The 17030-nt window shown below is 37.5% G+C and carries 15 protein-coding genes; 6 read left to right on the top strand and 9 right to left on the bottom strand.

Annotated elements, in window-relative coordinates:
- Positions 1 to 135: 135 nt before the first annotated feature.
- Entirely contained in the window at positions 136 to 2880 is a 2745-nt protein-coding gene (gene mutS, locus ACFIKO_RS00275; protein ID WP_375673032.1) for a DNA mismatch repair protein MutS, read from the bottom strand.
- 195 nt (positions 2881 to 3075) lie between these two features.
- On the opposite strand from mutS, the gene ACFIKO_RS00270 reads away from it, so the two are divergent.
- A complete protein-coding gene (locus ACFIKO_RS00270) occupies positions 3076 to 5376 on the top strand; it encodes an NADP-dependent malic enzyme (RefSeq protein ID WP_375619265.1) in 2301 nt (766 codons plus the stop codon).
- A 67-nt stretch (positions 5377 to 5443) separates the two neighbouring features.
- On the opposite strand, the gene secB is transcribed toward ACFIKO_RS00270, so the two are convergent.
- Positions 5444 to 5920: a protein-export chaperone SecB gene (gene secB, locus ACFIKO_RS00265; RefSeq protein WP_375619267.1), complete on the bottom strand. Its 477-nt coding sequence runs from the start codon at positions 5918 to 5920 to the stop codon at positions 5444 to 5446.
- Between the two features lie 142 nt (positions 5921 to 6062).
- Entirely contained in the window at positions 6063 to 6557 is a 495-nt protein-coding gene (locus ACFIKO_RS00260) for an FxsA family protein (protein WP_375619268.1), read from the bottom strand.
- Positions 6558 to 6729: 172 nt separating this feature from the next.
- Between ACFIKO_RS00260 and ACFIKO_RS00255 the strand changes: the two genes are divergently transcribed.
- Both ACFIKO_RS00255 and ACFIKO_RS00250 read left to right on the top strand, forming a co-directional pair.
- A complete protein-coding gene (locus ACFIKO_RS00255) occupies positions 6730 to 7422 on the top strand; it encodes a Tim44/TimA family putative adaptor protein (protein WP_375619269.1) in 693 nt (230 codons plus the stop codon).
- A 52-nt stretch (positions 7423 to 7474) separates the two neighbouring features.
- On the top strand, positions 7475 to 8071 hold the full coding sequence (locus ACFIKO_RS00250; protein WP_375673031.1) for a Smr/MutS family protein: 597 nt from the start codon (positions 7475 to 7477) through the stop codon (positions 8069 to 8071).
- Between the two features lie 876 nt (positions 8072 to 8947).
- Here the strand turns inward: ACFIKO_RS00250 and ACFIKO_RS00245 are convergent.
- On the bottom strand, positions 8948 to 9481 hold the full coding sequence (locus ACFIKO_RS00245; RefSeq protein WP_273787476.1) for a GcrA family cell cycle regulator: 534 nt from the start codon (positions 9479 to 9481) through the stop codon (positions 8948 to 8950).
- Between the two features lie 488 nt (positions 9482 to 9969).
- Here ACFIKO_RS00245 and ACFIKO_RS00240 point away from each other — a divergent pair, with 488 nt between their 5' ends.
- The 3 genes from ACFIKO_RS00240 to ACFIKO_RS00230 are packed head-to-tail and all read left to right on the top strand — an operon-like array spanning position 9970 to position 13154.
- Positions 9970 to 11184: an aspartate aminotransferase family protein gene (locus ACFIKO_RS00240; protein ID WP_375619307.1), complete on the top strand. Its 1215-nt coding sequence runs from the start codon at positions 9970 to 9972 to the stop codon at positions 11182 to 11184.
- The gene (gene argF / locus ACFIKO_RS00235; protein WP_375619271.1) at positions 11181 to 12116 is read left to right on the top strand and encodes an ornithine carbamoyltransferase; all 936 of its coding nucleotides are present in this window, start codon (positions 11181 to 11183) and stop codon (positions 12114 to 12116) included. Before ACFIKO_RS00240 ends, argF begins: the two co-directional genes overlap by 4 nt.
- Positions 12117 to 12152: 36 nt before the next feature.
- On the top strand, positions 12153 to 13154 hold the full coding sequence (locus ACFIKO_RS00230; RefSeq protein ID WP_375619272.1) for an Hsp33 family molecular chaperone: 1002 nt from the start codon (positions 12153 to 12155) through the stop codon (positions 13152 to 13154).
- Between the two features lie 727 nt (positions 13155 to 13881).
- Here the strand turns inward: ACFIKO_RS00230 and ACFIKO_RS00225 are convergent.
- Genes ACFIKO_RS00225 through ccmA form a run of 5 tightly spaced genes read right to left on the bottom strand, consistent with a single transcriptional unit; the run spans position 13882 to position 16803 of the window.
- Complete coding sequence (locus tag ACFIKO_RS00225) at positions 13882 to 14475, bottom strand: DsbE family thiol:disulfide interchange protein (protein ID WP_375673030.1); 594 nt, start codon at positions 14473 to 14475, stop codon at positions 13882 to 13884.
- A complete protein-coding gene (locus ACFIKO_RS00220) occupies positions 14450 to 14701 on the bottom strand; it encodes a hypothetical protein (RefSeq protein WP_375619274.1) in 252 nt (83 codons plus the stop codon). The genes ACFIKO_RS00225 and ACFIKO_RS00220 overlap by 26 nt, the downstream gene beginning before the upstream one ends.
- Positions 14689 to 15468 carry a heme ABC transporter permease gene (locus tag ACFIKO_RS00215; protein ID WP_375619275.1) on the bottom strand — a complete coding sequence of 260 codons (780 nt, stop codon included), beginning with the start codon at positions 15466 to 15468 and terminating at the stop codon, positions 14689 to 14691. Before ACFIKO_RS00215 ends, ACFIKO_RS00220 begins: the two co-directional genes overlap by 13 nt.
- A 46-nt stretch (positions 15469 to 15514) precedes the next feature.
- Positions 15515 to 16180, bottom strand: a complete 666-nt coding sequence (ccmB, locus tag ACFIKO_RS00210) for a heme exporter protein CcmB (RefSeq protein WP_375619276.1) — start codon at positions 16178 to 16180, stop codon at positions 15515 to 15517.
- A gap of 11 nt (positions 16181 to 16191) precedes the next feature.
- Positions 16192 to 16803 carry a heme ABC exporter ATP-binding protein CcmA gene (gene ccmA, locus ACFIKO_RS00205; protein WP_375619277.1) on the bottom strand — a complete coding sequence of 204 codons (612 nt, stop codon included), beginning with the start codon at positions 16801 to 16803 and terminating at the stop codon, positions 16192 to 16194.
- Positions 16804 to 17030: the final 227 nt, after the last annotated feature.

The following is a 17030-nucleotide window of genomic DNA, read 5'->3' as shown; positions in this document are numbered from 1 at the left end:
ATTACACTTATCAAAATATATCGTGTAGAAAAGAGATGGGAATACTGTAAACAACAGTTTGTGCTGTTGCGTATCAAAAAGGGATACTTTATCTCCTATTAAGAAGACTTTTTAATAAAAAATAACATCCGTTTTCTATAAAGAGTTACTCTTTTCAAGCTGTTTGAGGTGGTAAATTGCTTCTAAAGCTTGTTTAGGAGAGAGTTCATCGGGATGGATATTTTTTAAAGCTTCGTGAAGTACACAATGTTTATTTCTTGCTTCATTGACGGGAGATGTTGCTTTAAGAGAAAAGAGTGGTAAATCATCAATGAGTTTATGTCCTTTTCCAGCCATTTCACCTTGTTCTAATTGATGGAGTACATCTGTTGCTCGTGTAATAACGGCTGGGGGAAGTCCAGCAAGCTTTGCGACTTGTACACCATAGGAACGGTCAGCAGCTCCTGGTGTGACCTCATGAAGAAAAACTACATTACCATCCCAATTTTTGACTTTCATGGTTACATTATGCAATCTGTCAAGTTTTTCGGTAAGTGCAGTCATTTCATGAAAATGGGTAGCGAGAATAGCACGACAATGGTTAAATTCATGGAGATACTCAACGGCAGCCCAAGCAATAGAAAGTCCATCAAAAGTTGATGTCCCACGCCCTATTTCATCAAGAATAACAAGGGAATGGTGGCTAGCATGATTGAGAATCGTTGCTGTTTCAACCATTTCCATCATAAAGGTTGAGCGCCCCCGTGCAAGATCATCGGAAGCCCCGACACGACTAAACAGGCGGTCAACGACACCAATATGTGCTGAAGTCGCTGGAACGAAGGATCCCATTTGCGCCATAATAGCAATAAGAGCATTTTGCCGCAAAAAAGTTGATTTTCCTCCCATATTAGGCCCTGTCAACAGCCAGATTGCTGCATATTGCTGATTTTCTTGCACAGAGAGATCACAATTATTGGCAATAAAAGGTTCTGCTGCTTGTTTGCGGAGTGCTTGCTCGACGACAGGATGGCGTCCTGCTGTGATATGAAAGGTAAGTGAAAGATCAATTTTAGGTCGGCAATAGCCTTGTTCTTCAGCAAGATATGCTAAAGCGACAGAGACATCTAAAATAGCAAGTGCTTCAGAGGCTTTACGAATAAAATCAACTTGTTCGGTAATTTCCTGAACGAGAATATCAAAAATCTCTAGTTCAAGTGTCAATGCGTGATTGGCAGCATGGGCAATACGGCTTTCAAGGTCCGCAAGCTCTGTTGTCGTAAAACGCATAGCGTTTGCCATTGTTTGCCGATGAATAAAACGTGCTTTAGCTTGTGGATTATTTGTAAGAGCAGATGCTTGTGTACTGGTTACTTCAATGAAATAACCTAGAATATTATTATGCTTTATTTTAAGCGTCTTAATATCTGTTTCTTGGGCATATTGCGCTTGAAGTTCAGCAATGACACGGCGTGATTCATCACGTAAAGCACGCATTTCATCGAGCTCTTTATGATAATTTGAACGAATAAAACCACCATCACGTTTAAGGAGTGGGAGATCATTAGCTAATGCTTGTTCTAAATGAAAGTATAACGTTGTGGGTAAGTTTGAGAAAACCTGTTGTACATCACTTATTTCTTGAGGCAGAAGCTCATTATTAAGAAGTTGATGCAATTCACGAATGATTTCAAAGCCGCGCTGGATTGTCGCCATATCACGGGGACCTCCTCGTCCAAGAGCCAAACGTGAAGCGGCGCGGGGCATATCTGGTCCTCCTTTTAAAGTAAGCTTTATCGCTTCTGCAAGAGAAGGATTACGTAGAAAAAAATCGATAGAATCCAAACGTGTATCAATAGCTGAAGGAGTGGTGAGGGGAGCAATGAGGCGATCGATGAGAAGGCGTGATCCTCCTCCTGTTACAGTGCGATCAATAGCTTTTAATAAACTTCCATCCCGTTGACCTGATGTCGTACGAATAAGTTCAAGGCTTAATCTGGTTGCGGCATCAATAAAAAGAGTCGCACTTTCATTTTGGCGCTCAGGCTGCATGAGGGGAGGACGATGCGTGATTTGTGTTTTTTCGATATAACGAATAGCAGCTACAATTGCAGAGAGTTCGGAACGTGAATAATCGGCAACGCCTTCAAGAGTTGAGAGTTTAAAATAATTGCAAATATCGCGTTCAGCAGTTAGTACCTCAAAGAGGCAAGCAGGTTGAGGTGAAATGATACGATCAAGAACATTAAAAAGCGATTTGTGAGATTTATCATGAAAGAATGAATCAGCAACAATGATTTCTTGTGGATCCACACGCATAATATCTGCTAAAAGTTTTTCTTGCCGGCTTTCTGTTACACGAAATATGCCTGTTGAGATATCAATCCAAGAAAGAGCAAATTCCTCTCCATCGCTAGTTTTTATACGGGAAAGTGTCATCAAATAATTTGCGCGTGTTGGATCAAGGAGTTTTTCTTCAGTTATCGTTCCAGGTGTTACAAGGCGAACAACATCACGCCGAACAACAGATTTTGAGCCACGTTTTTTTGCTTCAGCAGGATCTTCTATTTGTTCACAAACAGCAACTCGGTAACCACAAGCAATCAGTTTTTGTAAATAATCATCAGCGGCATGAACGGGAACACCGCACATAGGAATATCTTGTCCTAAATGTTTTCCGCGTGCTGTGAGTGTGATTCCTAAAGCCTGAGCAGCTTCAATTGCATCATTAAAAAATAATTCATAAAAATCCCCCATTCGGTAAAAGAGAAGGGAATCATGATGGACGGCTTTGATTTCTATGTACTGCTCCATCATAGGTGTCAGACGTTCTTGAGAGGAAGCAGATGAGGAGGCAGGCTGTGGAATTAAATTATTTTTATGGTTATTTTTTTTATCCATTTGTACGAGGCCTGTTCCTTTTAAGTGAAGTTTTTACTCTTTTTTGTTTACTTCAATATCTATTTATCTCTAAATTGCAACGCATCATCAGATTTGCTAAGGCAAGAATAGCGATTTCTAATATATGAATCAAATTTAATGACTATACGCATTATCAAGCAAAATTTACACTGTTTTTGGAGAAAATAAAGTGAGATGAAAGAGAGCGAGCAGGATCAGAAAATGTCTCAAACTGTTTACAGTGTGAGCGAACGAGAAGCTCTAGATTTTCATAGTCGTGATCGACCAGGAAAGCTTGAGATTGTTGCAACAAAGTCTATGGCCACACAGCATGACTTAGCACTTGCTTATTCACCAGGTGTTGCAGTTCCAGTTAAGGCAATTGCTCAAAATCCAGCGCTAGCTTATGATTATACAGCAAAAGGAAATCTTGTTGCTGTTATTTCAAATGGTACAGCTATTTTAGGGTTAGGCAATTTAGGAGCCCTTGCCTCTAAGCCGGTCATGGAAGGCAAAGCAGTGCTGTTTAAGCGTTTTGCGGATATTGATTCCATTGATTTAGAAATTGATATAAACGATACAGAAAGTTTTATCAATTTGGTGCGTCATTTAGAACCTTCTTTTGGTGGAATTAATCTTGAAGATATTAAGGCGCCAGAGTGCTTTATGATTGAAAGCCACCTACGCGAGGTGATGAATATACCTGTTTTTCACGACGATCAACATGGTACAGCAATTATTGTTGCTGCTGGTGTTCTCAACGCTTTGACTTTAACAGGGCGCGATATGCAAAATACGCGGTTAGTCTGTAATGGTGCTGGTTCTGCAGGAATTGCTTGTATTGAACTGATTAAAGCGATGGGATTTCGTTCCGAAAATATCATATTATGTGATACAAAGGGTGTGGTCTATGAAGGCCGCAAAGAGGGAATGAATCAGTGGAAATCTGCGCATGCTATTCAAACAGATAAACGTACGCTTATGGAAGCAATGGAAGGTGCAGATATATTTTTTGGGGTTTCTGCTAAAGGTGCTCTTACTCCTGAAATGGTAAGATCTATGGCACCACAGCCGATCATTTTTGCTATGGCTAATCCTGATCCAGAAATTACGCCGGAAGAAGTTATGCAAGTGCGTCATGATGCCATTGTCGCAACAGGGCGTTCCGATTATCCAAATCAGATTAATAATGTTCTCTGCTTTCCTTATATATTTCGTGGTGCACTGGATGTGCGTGCAAGAGTTATTAATGAAGAAATGAAGATTGCTGCGGCAAAGGCTCTTGCCAATTTAGCGCATGAAGAAGTGCCTGACAGCGTTGCAGAAGCTTATCGTGGAAAGCGATTAAAATTTGGTCCTAATTATATCATCCCTGTTCCTTTTGATCCGCGTTTATTGACGGTTGTTTCAATAGCGGTAGCAAAAGCAGCAATGGAAAGCGGTGTTGCGCAAAAGAACATAGATGATTTAGAGGCCTATGAGCGCGATTTGAATGCGAGACGTGATCCTACTTCCTCGATGATGCGTGGGGTTTATAACCATGTTCGTCAAGCACCAAAACAAATTGTCTTTGCAGAAGGTGAAGAAGAGCAAGTTATGCGGGCAGCCGTTTCCTATGTTCATCAAAAATTAGGACAAGCGATTTTGGTTGGTCGTGAAGAGCAAGTAAGAGAAACAGCTATTATCGCTGGAATTGATCTGGAGCGTGAAGGTATTTCTATTATGAATGCTAAGCTTTCCTGTCGTACAGATGCTTATGCGAATTATCTTTATAAAAAGATGCAGCGTCAAGGCTGGCTGTTACGTGATTGTCATCGTCGTATCAATAATGATCGCAATTATTTTGCTGCGTGTATGGTGGCACTAGGAGATGCTGATGCAATGGTTACAGGGGTGACACGCAATTATGAAACAGCGCTGATCGATATACGTCGTGCAATTGATGAAAAACCAAAAGAACGATTGATTGGTATCTCAATGGCCATTTGCCGAGGACGAACTGTGTTTATTGCGGATACAGCTGTTTATGAAAATCCTAATGCTAAAGAACTTGCGGATATAGCGGAACAAACCGCTTCGTTTGTACGTGGATTCGGATATCAACCACGGGTAGCATTTTTAGCATTTTCTACGTTTGGTTATATGAAAGGGCAAATCACACAGCAAATTCAGGATGCGATTAATATTTTGCATGAACGCAAGGTTGATTTTGAGTTTGATGGAGAATTGAGCGCCGATGTGGCGCTCAATTCCAAATTGATGCAGCAATATCCATTTATGGGATTAACAGAGCCCTCTAACATTTTGGTTATGCCTGGATATCACGCGTCTTCCATTGCAAGCAAAATGTTACAAGAACTTGGTGAAGCAACCATCATTGGTCCTATTTTAATTGGATTGGAAAAATCTGTCCAAATTGTACCGTTTAGCGGAAACGATACAGATGTTGTCAATATTGCAATGCTTGCGGCTTATCATGCCGCAAAAGTTGTCTAAAGGAAAAAAGCCCCTAATATACCAATAATATATCAAGGGGCTTTATGATAGCAAAAGAATAAATTTTTTAAGATGGTTGTATTTGATTGTCTTTTTGTTCTTCAGCGAGACGCTTTTGGAAGAGGGCTGCAAAATCAATAGGATCAATCCATAAAGGTGGAAAACCACCATTTTGAGTAGCATCAGATATAATTTGGCGAGCAAATGGGAATAAAAGACGAGGACATTCAATAAAGACCAATGGCATAACATGTTCTTGTGGAATGTTTTTAAGGTGGAAAACACCACCGTAAATCAGTTCTACATGAAATAAGATTTCAGTTTCATCATTGGCTTTAACGGAGAGAGACAAAACGACATCATAATTGTCATCACCAATTGGGTTAGCATTGACGTTAATATTGATATCAATTTGTGGTGATTTTTCACGTGTACGCAATGAACGAGGAGCACCTGGGTTTTCGAATGATAAATCTTTTAAATATTGAGTTAATACAGCAAAAACCGGCTCTCCACCACTGTTATTCATTTCATCTTCGGCCATACGACGAACCTCTCTCATTATAATATGTATATTTATTTTAGATCTAAAGACCAAATTGGTTATCACGCCTTGCAAAAGGTTGCAAGAAATGCGCTCTTTATCTTGAATATTTTTTTAGTTTGGTACAGATTTTTTAGGCATTTCAATGGTTATTATCATTTTTGCGCCTTGGAGATTCTGTCGTATCATAAATTGTGTAATCTTCTGCATTAAGATCAATTATTTTTTCAGCATCATTTTTTCTTTTAGTATTGGAATTCATTTTGTTTTGTAATGATATAAAGAAATGCCAAACAACAGAGCGAATTGGTTTAATAAGAAGTAATATTCCCAAGAGATCACTTACAAAGCCAGGAAGAATAAGTAAAATTGCACTAAACATGATGAAAACATCATTAATAATATTATTCTCTAATGTACGCCCTTGGATAAGTTCAGTTTGTATGTTTTTTAAAAGGCTAAACCCTTGAACTCGCAATAAAACAACCCCAACTATGGTTGTGAGAATAACCAAACTCAAAGTTGCTAAAATACCAATTTCTTGACCAACAAAGATAAAAACAGCGATCTCGATTAAAAGAATGCAAAGAAAGATAACAACAAAAAAACGAGGATTTATAGAATAAAGTTTTATCACATGCAAATTTCCTTCTGGATGAGGTGGGGAGGAATTCTTAAGAGCACTCCATTTAATATAAAATCTATAAAAATATTTGAATGGTAGGATTCCTTATTTTACATATTTATTGATAAATGGTATTGACTGCAATGTTTATTAAAGATTTAAGCTTTGGAGATTGACAGCGCCCATGGAATTTGACGTTATACTTGTCATAGCTCTTGTTGTTATGGTTGTTATTTTTGTGCAACTCCGTAATGTATTAGGGAAACGAATTGGGTTTGAAAAGCCCCCCTTTGATCCTTATTCACGTCGTTCTAAAAAACAGGTTGAAGCAGAAACGGCTGATAATATTGTTTCGTTCCCTTATCAGAAAAATTCACAAAAAGACGACTTTAGTGAAATTGATAAAATTGCACCGGAGGGGAGTATTTTGAATAAAAATTTGCGGGAATTTCATAGAATGGATCCTCATTTTTCTCCTCAATTTTTTATAAAAGGTGCACAAATTGCTTATGAGATGATTGTAACGGCTTTTGCCAAAGGTGATCGCAATCAACTTAAAAGTTTGCTTTGTCAGGATGTTTTTGAGAGCTTTTGTACGGCTATTGAGCAACGAGAAAAAAATAAAGAAAGAATAGAATTCACTTTTATTGGAATTAATAAGATCGAATTTGTTGCGGCGGCAATACAAGAAAAGGATGAACTTTTAACGATACGTATTGTCAGTGAGATGATTTCTGTTACTTATAATGAACAGGGCGAGCGTATAGACGGTGATCCTGATGCTATTGTAGAAATCAGGGATATTTGGACTTTTGTTCGCAATAGTTTATCATCAGATCCCAACTGGAAGCTTTTTGCTACAGAAAATGAAAATTAAAATACTTTTTGTTTTTCTTCCATAAGCATTCAATGATTTATGAGAAATTAAAATGTCCTCAAGTAAACGGAGACAAAAAAGAGATTTGTTGGCTTCACAGGATCACCTTTTATGGGAGATGGTTTGTCGTACGATAACACCGCTTCACGGTAAGATGCTCTCTTCTGCTTCAGCAACTATTGCAAATATTAATGATAAAAAACAGCCTGTAACTCAAATTTCCTCATTGTCTCAGGAAAATCAACAACCCTCGACAATTATTAAAAGAGAAAAGAGGGCAGTTACACAAGTACAAAAGATTCATTTCTTTGATCATGTTGCACATCGTAAAATTTCCCAAGGTCGTTATCCTCTTGAGGCGCGTCTTGATCTCCACGGTTATATGCAGGAAGAAGCTTATTTTTTCTTAAAAAAATTTCTACAATCCTCTCAGCAGAGAGGATTGCGTTATGTCCTTGTGATTACAGGAAAAGGACGATCCGTTGGGAGCGATGGAGTTTTGTATAGATTTGTTCCGTATTGGTTATCAACACCAGCTTTTCGATATTATGTCCATGCATTTGAGCAAGCAGCTCGTCAGCATGGCGGAGAAGGTGCACTTTATGTTTGGTTGCGCCGTTTTGTGTCGGGAAAAGGAAAGTGGTGTTAGTGATGTTATTGTGGTCGTTCTAGGTTTAATATTTATTTATACTTAATAATTTATTGTTTTCGTATATTTCGTAAGAGCCTTGAATACAATATCCCCTTATTTATAAATTTTACATTCTACGTATTGCTTCACGCTTTTGTTTATCGCGTTCTTTAATGGGGCACATCCCTCACGCAAAACAGAATGACATTGGATGCATATATTTACAGGCTTGTTTTAAAAAAACATCTCTCAACGCTCCCAAGCCTATTTTGCAACGGCATACATGAAGGGTATAACGATAAATCCATTAAGACTCCTATCTTTATGCTTAATAAAAGAGCAAGCTGGCATTATCACACACTTTGCTAGCTCCCAATGTTGCAACAACTCTTGAAGCCCTTGGCACTTGAAAGCATTTGTAGAAGGCATGCTTTTCTTTAAGTGTTTTTACTCTCCCCAGTTCTCATCTCATTCGTGACGCCCAAACGAAAGATTTTGATTGATTCAATATAAGAGGGCTTGAAATGAAAGAGATATTGATGGATCTCATTTAGGTTGCAACGCGATAAATTGTTTTTATAAACCACAGCATTACTCTATTAAATACACGAAGAATAAAAACATGAGAAATTGTCTTATTCAAAAGATATTGCTATGGATAGTGTTAAAAGTAGTACAACTAAATTAAAGAGAATCTTGGAAATAAACAGGAATATAACTTTACAACACATAATTGTGCAATAGCACAAAAGATACAATTTCGTTGAATAGTTTCATGAAGAAATTTTTTCACTCATTAAAAGCTCTATTAAATTTCTTTCTCATAATAATTCAATAATTAAAATTTCATAACGAAGCGCAGAAGGTGTAGAATATGAGATTCAATTGAGGATATTACACTCTTATACGACGTCTTTCAGATATTGGTTGAAATGCTAACTTAGCATGGAAGGCACAATAGGGGCTATTTTCATCAGAATCTGCACCACAAAAATGAAAATCTGCTGATAATGGATCGCCAACCGGCCATCTACATGTATTTTCACTCAATTGTAAAAGATTAAGTTGACGTGATATAGGCACAACTACATTGGATTTTGTGGACATATCAACTTCTTTTATATCTTCCGCTACAAATTCTGTCTTTAAAGCTGTTTCTTCAATACTTACAGATGATGTGTTCATTGGCGATACCGTGGATGTGTTGCGACGCACACGTGGAGATGATGGGCTGCTTCCCACGGGGGTTTTTTGCGTACGCGCACTTCCTTGTGCTGTTTTACCGCGTCCTGGCAACTTTAATCGGTGTACTTTGCCGATGACTGCGTTTCTGCTGACCCCACCTAATTGAGCAGCAATTTGACTTGCACTTAACCCTTCACTCCAAAGCTTTTTAAGAAGCTCAACGCGTTCACATGTCCAACCCATACCAGCACTCCATTCCGATTACGTCACTAAGATGCTATCCCCCTTTGCATCTTCAAATGTTTTAATAATATTCTCACTACGCTGAATGAAAGAATTTTACACTCTAAGCGAGCATAAGAAAATCATCCAACCTGTGGACTTACAAACTAAAACACATCATCTTGCTTATTATATTATAAATTACAATATGCACTCACTCTATGACAAGAGTCTTTACCTCTTGAAGAGTTTATTTAGAATGTTTTCCCCAACTTGCAAATCAATCATAGGTTAAACTTTCACTTTTGTTTAAGGCTTTTTCCCAAAATGCTTATTTGTAGAACCTTCATTGACTTTTTTTCAATTGGTGTAATGATCTATTCCATAGGTGTAATCATTAATCGTAATGAAATGTTGAAAGCACCGTAACAAAATGTACCATGTTGTTTTATTTGTAGTGTTGCTTTGTATATATATATTGAAAAGGTTAAAATATAAAGGAAATTATGATGGATGCCGTCTCTATACAACCACTTTATGAATGCTTCGCACGACGAGATTTGCATTTTAAACAGGGGCATGGTGTATGGCTTATTTCCGATAAGGGAGAACATTATCTTGATTTCACATCTGGCATTGCTGTTAATGCATTAGGGTATTCACATCCAAAATTGGTTGATACGCTTAAAATGCAAGCTGAAAAACTTTGGCATGTTTCTAATATTTTTCAATCCCCTGAACAAGCAGCTCTTGCTACGCGGCTTTGTGCAAATAGTTTTGCGGATAAGGTTTTTTTCTGCAATTCAGGCACTGAAGCATTGGAGTGCGCATTCAAAACGGCACGTCATTATTACTATGCTGCGGGTCATTCAGAACGCATTGAAATAATTACTTTTGAAGGGGCATTTCATGGACGTACACTTGCAGCACTTGCTGCGACTGGGCATGAAAAATATCTTGAAGGCTTTGGACCTAAAGCTGGTGGATTTATTCAAGTACCTTTTTGTGATGAAATCGCTTTGCGTAACGCTATTAATAAAAATACCGCCGCTATTCTTATTGAACCTATTCAAGGAGAAGGAGGAATACGAACAGTTTCTCATGAATATTTAAGATTTTTGCGCAAAATATGCGATGATAATGGTCTGTTATTGATTTTGGATGAAGTCCAAACGGGTATAGGACGAACAGGGAAGCTTTTTGCTTATGAATGGAGTGATGTCTCGCCTGATATTCTTACTCTCGCAAAAGGATTAGGAGGAGGATTTCCATTAGGTGCTTGCCTTGCAACGGATAAAGTTGCAAAAAGCATGACACTTGGGACCCATGGTTCAACCTTTGGAGGAAATCTTCTTGGAATGGCTGTAGGAAATAGTGTTCTTGATATTTTGTTAGAGCCAAATTTTCTCAACCATGTTCAGCGTATGGGAAATAAACTAAGAAGTGGACTTTTGCACATTCTCAATATCTATCCTGATATTATCTGCGCAGTTCAGGGGATGGGCCTAATGGTGGGTATTCAGTGTGTTGTGTCTTCTAATCTTGTCGTTAATGCTTTAGAAAATGAATATCTCTTAAGTGTTGCTGCCAACAACAATGTTGTGCGCTTATTGCCTCCTCTTATCATTAGGGAAGAAGAAATAGATGAAAGTTTGCATCGTATTGAAAAAGCAATAGCGTATCTTTCGCAAGTAAACAAAGAAAGACAAATATTACACACATGACAAATGCTCTTCGTCATTTCACGGACTTATCTATTTTAACGCCATCAATAGCACGCGCACTGATCGATTATGCAAAAATCCTTAAAGCATCTTTTAAAGCAGGGAAAGGTTCAAAACCTTTTATAGGTAAAACACTTGCGATGATTTTTGAAAAACCATCCACACGAACCCGTATTTCATTCGATATCAGTATGCGCCAGCTTGGGGGAGATACAATCATGCTCACGGGGTCAGAGATGCAGCTTGGTCATAGTGAAACTATAGCTGACACGGCTCGTGTTTTATCCCGTTTTGTGGATATCGTGATATTACGAACAACAAAACATCAACGTATGCTCGAATTGGCACAATATGCACAAATTCCTGTCATTAATGCCCTTACAGATGATACACATCCTTGCCAAACTTTAGCAGATATATTAACCTATGAAGAGCATCGGGGGCCAATTGCTGGCAAAATATTCGCGTGGATGGGGGATGGTAATAATGTGCTCCATTCCTTAATTGAGGCCGCAGCTCTTTTTGATTTTCATTTGCGTATTGCTACTCCAAAGGGCAGTGAACCACAAGAAAAATTTATACATTGGGCACGTGAACGAGGAGCGCACCTTACACTAACCCATAGTCCCCAAAAAGCAGCTCAAGATGCTGATTGTATTATGACCGATACATGGGTCTCCATGGGACAAGAATTTCGTGCTCGCAGTCATTCCATTTTTCAGCCTTATCAAGTCAATGAAGCTCTCATGAAATTAGCAAAATCTGATGCTCTTTTTATGCATTGTCTTCCTGCTCATCGTGGTGAAGAAGTGGTTGATTCTGTGATTGATGGACCGCACTCCGTTGTTTTCGATGAGGCTGAAAATCGTCTTCATGCTCAAAAAGCAATTCTTTCTTGGTGTTTACAAGATGCGTTTTTCTCTCCACAATAGCCCCTCTACAACAAATTATATAAAAAAGGCAAAGCTATGAGTAAACAAGCTAAAGATGAAGCCTCTCTCAACAACAACTTCTTGCATGAAGATGATACTGTTATTCCCTTTCAAGTCGAAGAACTTGATATCCGTGGACGTGCCGTACAACTTGGGGAATCTTTAAATTCTATTCTCACAAGACATCAATATCCTGAACCGGTTTCTTATCTTCTAGCAGAAGCTTTACTTTTAACTGTTCTGCTTGGAACTTCTCTAAAGCTTACAGGAAAATTTATTTTACAAACTCATTCCGATGGACCGGTTAATATGTTGGTATGCGATTTTTCGCCTCCTTCCAGTTTACGTGGATACGCTCGTTTTGATAAAGAACAGCTTAAACAAGCCATAGACAATAATCAAATCTCTTCAGAAACACTTTTAGGAAAAGGCACTTTAGCCTTCACAATTGATCAAGGTCCCCATATGCAACCCTATCAAGGGATAGTTGCATTAGATGGATCAAATTTACAAGAAACTTCTCGTATTTACTTTGATCAATCAGAACAAATTCCTACCGATATCCGTTTGGCTGTTGCTATATTAATTAATCGTGACCAACAAGGAAAAACGCAGAAAAGCTGGCGAGCTGGAGGTATTTTGATCCAACTTTTACCCCAAGAATCGTCTCATCATAAAATAGATGCCTCTCATCAAAAGCGAGAAAAAACGAAAACCCATAGCCAATTGGATAACCAATGGCAGGAAGCTAAAATACTCATGGCAACGATTGAAAGTTCAGAATTAACAGATCCCCAAGTTGGTAGTAAACAGCTCTTGTTCCGTCTTTTTCATGAACAAGGCGTTAGAGTTTTTAATCCTTTTTCTCTTGTCGATCAATGTTCTTGTTCACATGAAAAAATTAAAGGAATCCTAGAAGGATTTTCTATTGATGAACGCAATAAAATGGTTAAAAATAAATATATTTCAGTCACATGTGAATTTTGCTCAAAAACGTATTGTTTTACACCGCAAGAATTTTTAGAAGAAAAAACCTAATCAAATATTTTTCATAAAAAAATGATGATTACAACAAAAACCTATTTTATTTGCGTCATAAAAGTTTACCCATAAGCTCATATGAACTTCTAGAATATTTCTTGTCTTAGAGTTTTTTAATGTATACGAGTGATCTTTCTGTTGAAATCAGTGATCACGTCACAGAGTGCTTAAAAAGAGCTCTCTGTAAAATATATTTTCTTACTCGAATTTATCTTATTAAGAGTCAAAAAAGCTTATTAGTTATAATCATAAGATAAATTATCGAGAGAATAAGAATGTATAGACTCAATATGGACTTTATAGATTCTATTACGAACAGATAGTGTAATGGGAATAAATATACTAATGACGCTGAGAAGGAATGGATTTGTTATATTTTTGAGGTTTGCTCTACAGATATTTCTTTGCATATGTTTTTGAATCAACAATGGTAATGCTCTTGCCAAATTTTCCTAAGAAGAATGAGGGTCCGTATAAATAAAATAGCATACATAGCATGATAAAACGTTATGTTTTTACAAACCTGCATTATTATATTTTTCAACTTAAAATATCGCTAATTATTTTCATGTTTAGACAATTCATAAAAGGTATTTTTAGTCTTTATCTTAAATGTTTTTTTGATTCAACATATAGAAATTTTAAAAAATTTCATAGTACACGAGATTCTCATTTAATAGATAAAAATAGTAAATTATTATTTATAAATCAATATGTTGATATTTTATTTTTCTTCTGGCATGATCGCTTGTTCAATTTTTGGTAGAATTTTTTTTTGATAAATTTGCCATGTTAAGGGACCAACATGTTTGGCAATAATGATGCTCTCTTTATTCAAGAGAAAGGTTTCTGGGGGGCCATATATTCCCCAATCAATGGCTGTATATCCTGAAATATCAAAGCCAATAAATTTAAAAGGATTACCAAAACTGTTTAAAAAGCGCAGGGCGTTTGTTTTGTTATCTTTATAATTAATACCAATCAGATCAAAACGTTTATCTTGTGCAATTTTCATAAGAATAGGATGCTCTTCGCGACAAGGCAAACACCAAGAGCCCCAAAAATTGACCAATGTGACACGTCCTTTAAACTGTTTTGAATTGAGATAACTTTTTTTATCAAGAAGAGGAAGATGAATATTAGGAGCAGATTTTTCAGCTAATGCGTTTGGGAGAAGAGAAGAATCTTGAAGGTATTTTTTATCCATAAAGTTGAAAAAAAGCACCATGAGAAGAAGAAAAAGCACAAATGGTCCAAAAAAAACAAGCAGAACAGGCAAAGATATATTTTTTTTAAGTTTTGGAGGGATGTTTTTCATTATACTTTTCTTTTTGTGACAGCTCTTTTTTGTTTAGCTGCTGAAGAATTTTTTTTTGGTATAGGGCTTTGCAAAGAATATATCCAATAAGACATAAGAGGGATATTGCAGAAAGCACATAGCTTAAAACAACAATTTGCTCGTGTTTAAGGGTGCTAAGGAAAAAATCAATTTTCTGAGATAGATTTCCTAAAAGTTCGCCCTGGATGCCATTTAGGTCGAGCATGATGAAGAGTCCTCTTGTTGTGCACGGCGGGATTTTTTAATCTGAAGTATTCGGATATAATGACTATTGATTTCATTTCGCATAGCCATCAAATAGAGCGCAATAAACATAAATATGAAGCAAAATAGCATTGTTATAAGGGGCCATAACATAGCATTGTCGATTGTTGATCCTCCAGCACGTAGCAATGATGCTGGTTGATGCAATGTATTCCACCAATTAACGGAAAATTTAATAACAGGGATATTAACAAATCCAACAAGTGTAAGAATTGCAGTAGCGCGAGCGCCTTTTACTTGGTTGTCAAAAGCACGTCCAAGCAGGATAATGGAAAGATAGATAAAAAGCAGAATTAAAACTGATGTTAACCGTGCATCCCAGACCCACCATGTTCCCCATGTAGGTCGCCCCCAAAGTGCTCCTGTCATGAGAGCCAATGCGGTAAAAATCGCTCCAATAGGTGCTCCACATTTAAGTGCTACATCAGCAAGATGATATTTCAAAATCAGATTTCCTAATGCCGCTGCACTTATCGTTACATAACAGAATGTAGACAACCACGCAAAGGGTACATGAAGGTACATAATCTTAACAGTAATGCCTTGTTGATAGTCACTAGGGGAATGCATCACCAGAATAAGCCCTAAAATAAGGAAACACAATGTTATGCCAGTCAACCAAGGTAAGACGATACTACTTATTTTCATGAAAAGGATGAAACTTGCAGGGAGTGACCTGATTTTATATGGACGAGATAGTTCATTCATGAAATTCATAATAGGCAGAGTTTTTCTATGCGGCAATCATCTTTTATTATTCTGATAAAAGTTTAAGCGTTATCGCAGCAACAAAAGAGCCAAAGAGACTCAAAAGAAGTGAAAAAGCGCTGAGAAGAGCCAAGGACGTGAGAAAAGAAATATTTGGATTTATTGGGGCTGTAGCAGCCGAAACACCAAAAATCATAATTGGAATGATCCACGGCAAGATAATGATAAAAATAAGCAGAGTACTGTGCAACAATGAGGTTGCGAGTGCAGCGCCTATGGCGCCAATAAAAATAATGGCTGGTGTTCCGCATAAAAGGGTAAGTATTGTTGTAAAAGTTATTGTTACATCTAAATGGAGCATGAGGGCTAAAATAGGTGTAGCAAAAATAAGAGGAAACATTGTTCCTACCCAATGGGCAAGACATTTGGTAAAGATAATTAGTGTAAAACTTTGTCTTTTTCCTGAAAGGATAAATTGGTCGAGATTACCATCATCGCGATCGATTTGGAAAAGTTTGTTCAGATTGAGAAGTCCTGCAAGAAGGGCTCCAAACCACAATATACCAGGCCCTATTTGTGCAAGAATTTTGGGATCAGGTCCAATGGCAAAGGGGGTTATGACAACAACAGCGATAAAAAACAATAGTCCTGTTAGTGAAGAGGCTTGTGGTGCTAATAATAGTTTAAGGTCACGCCAGAACAGTGCTTTCATTTTATTCTCTCCTAGAGAGGTAAAAATTTTTCCAGAGCGATTTTATGGTTTTCTGGAATACCTAGGGAATTATGAGTTGCAGCGATAATCATACCGCCTTGATTGAGATGACGCTGGAAAATACGAGCAAGGAGTTTTTGAGCATGGTTATCAAGCCCAGATATTGGTTCATCTAAAATCCAAAGAGGACGATAGGAGAGCAAAAGGCGAGCAATAGCTACGCGTCTTTGTTGTCCAGTTGACAGAGCTTTAAAGGGTAAATGTTCAAGGTTAGAAAGACCAACATCGGCAAGAACCTCATGCACAAAGCGTAAATGTTGACCGTAAAAATCTGCCCAAAATTGCAAATTGTCAATGACAGATAAGAGAGGTTTCATAGCATTTTGAGGACCAAGATAATGACACGCAGTCGCAACAGGGTATATTTGATCATGGTCTTTAAATATTATATGACCTTCAGTAGCTTCAAGAAGACCGACAATGATTCGGAGTAATGTAGACTTTCCGATACCATTAGGACCGGTGATTGTCATCAGTTGCTGTGAAAATAAACAAAAAGAAAGACCTTTAAACAGAATTTCCTCGTTTCTGTAAGCGGCTAAATCTTTGCCTGATAACACCATGTGATTACCTATTTTGTTTTTATTTTCATATTCTTTATTGCATTATAGAATAAAAAACACATTTTTTGTGCAATTGTACCTAGAATAGTTCTAGAAATAGTTCTATAAAGGATACCTTACATCAATATCTGGTGTAAAATGGTTTCTGGCGCTGATTTCCGCATTTGCCTAAGAGGGTGGAGGGGGAAATGGATAGCGGAGATGATTGCGTCTGCGCTCAAGCTGCG

Source organism: Bartonella sp. TS82HLJMH (assembly GCF_042193495.1).
GTDB lineage: Bacteria > Pseudomonadota > Alphaproteobacteria > Rhizobiales > Rhizobiaceae > Bartonella > Bartonella grahamii.
This window is presented reverse-complemented; position numbering and strand designations above follow the sequence as displayed.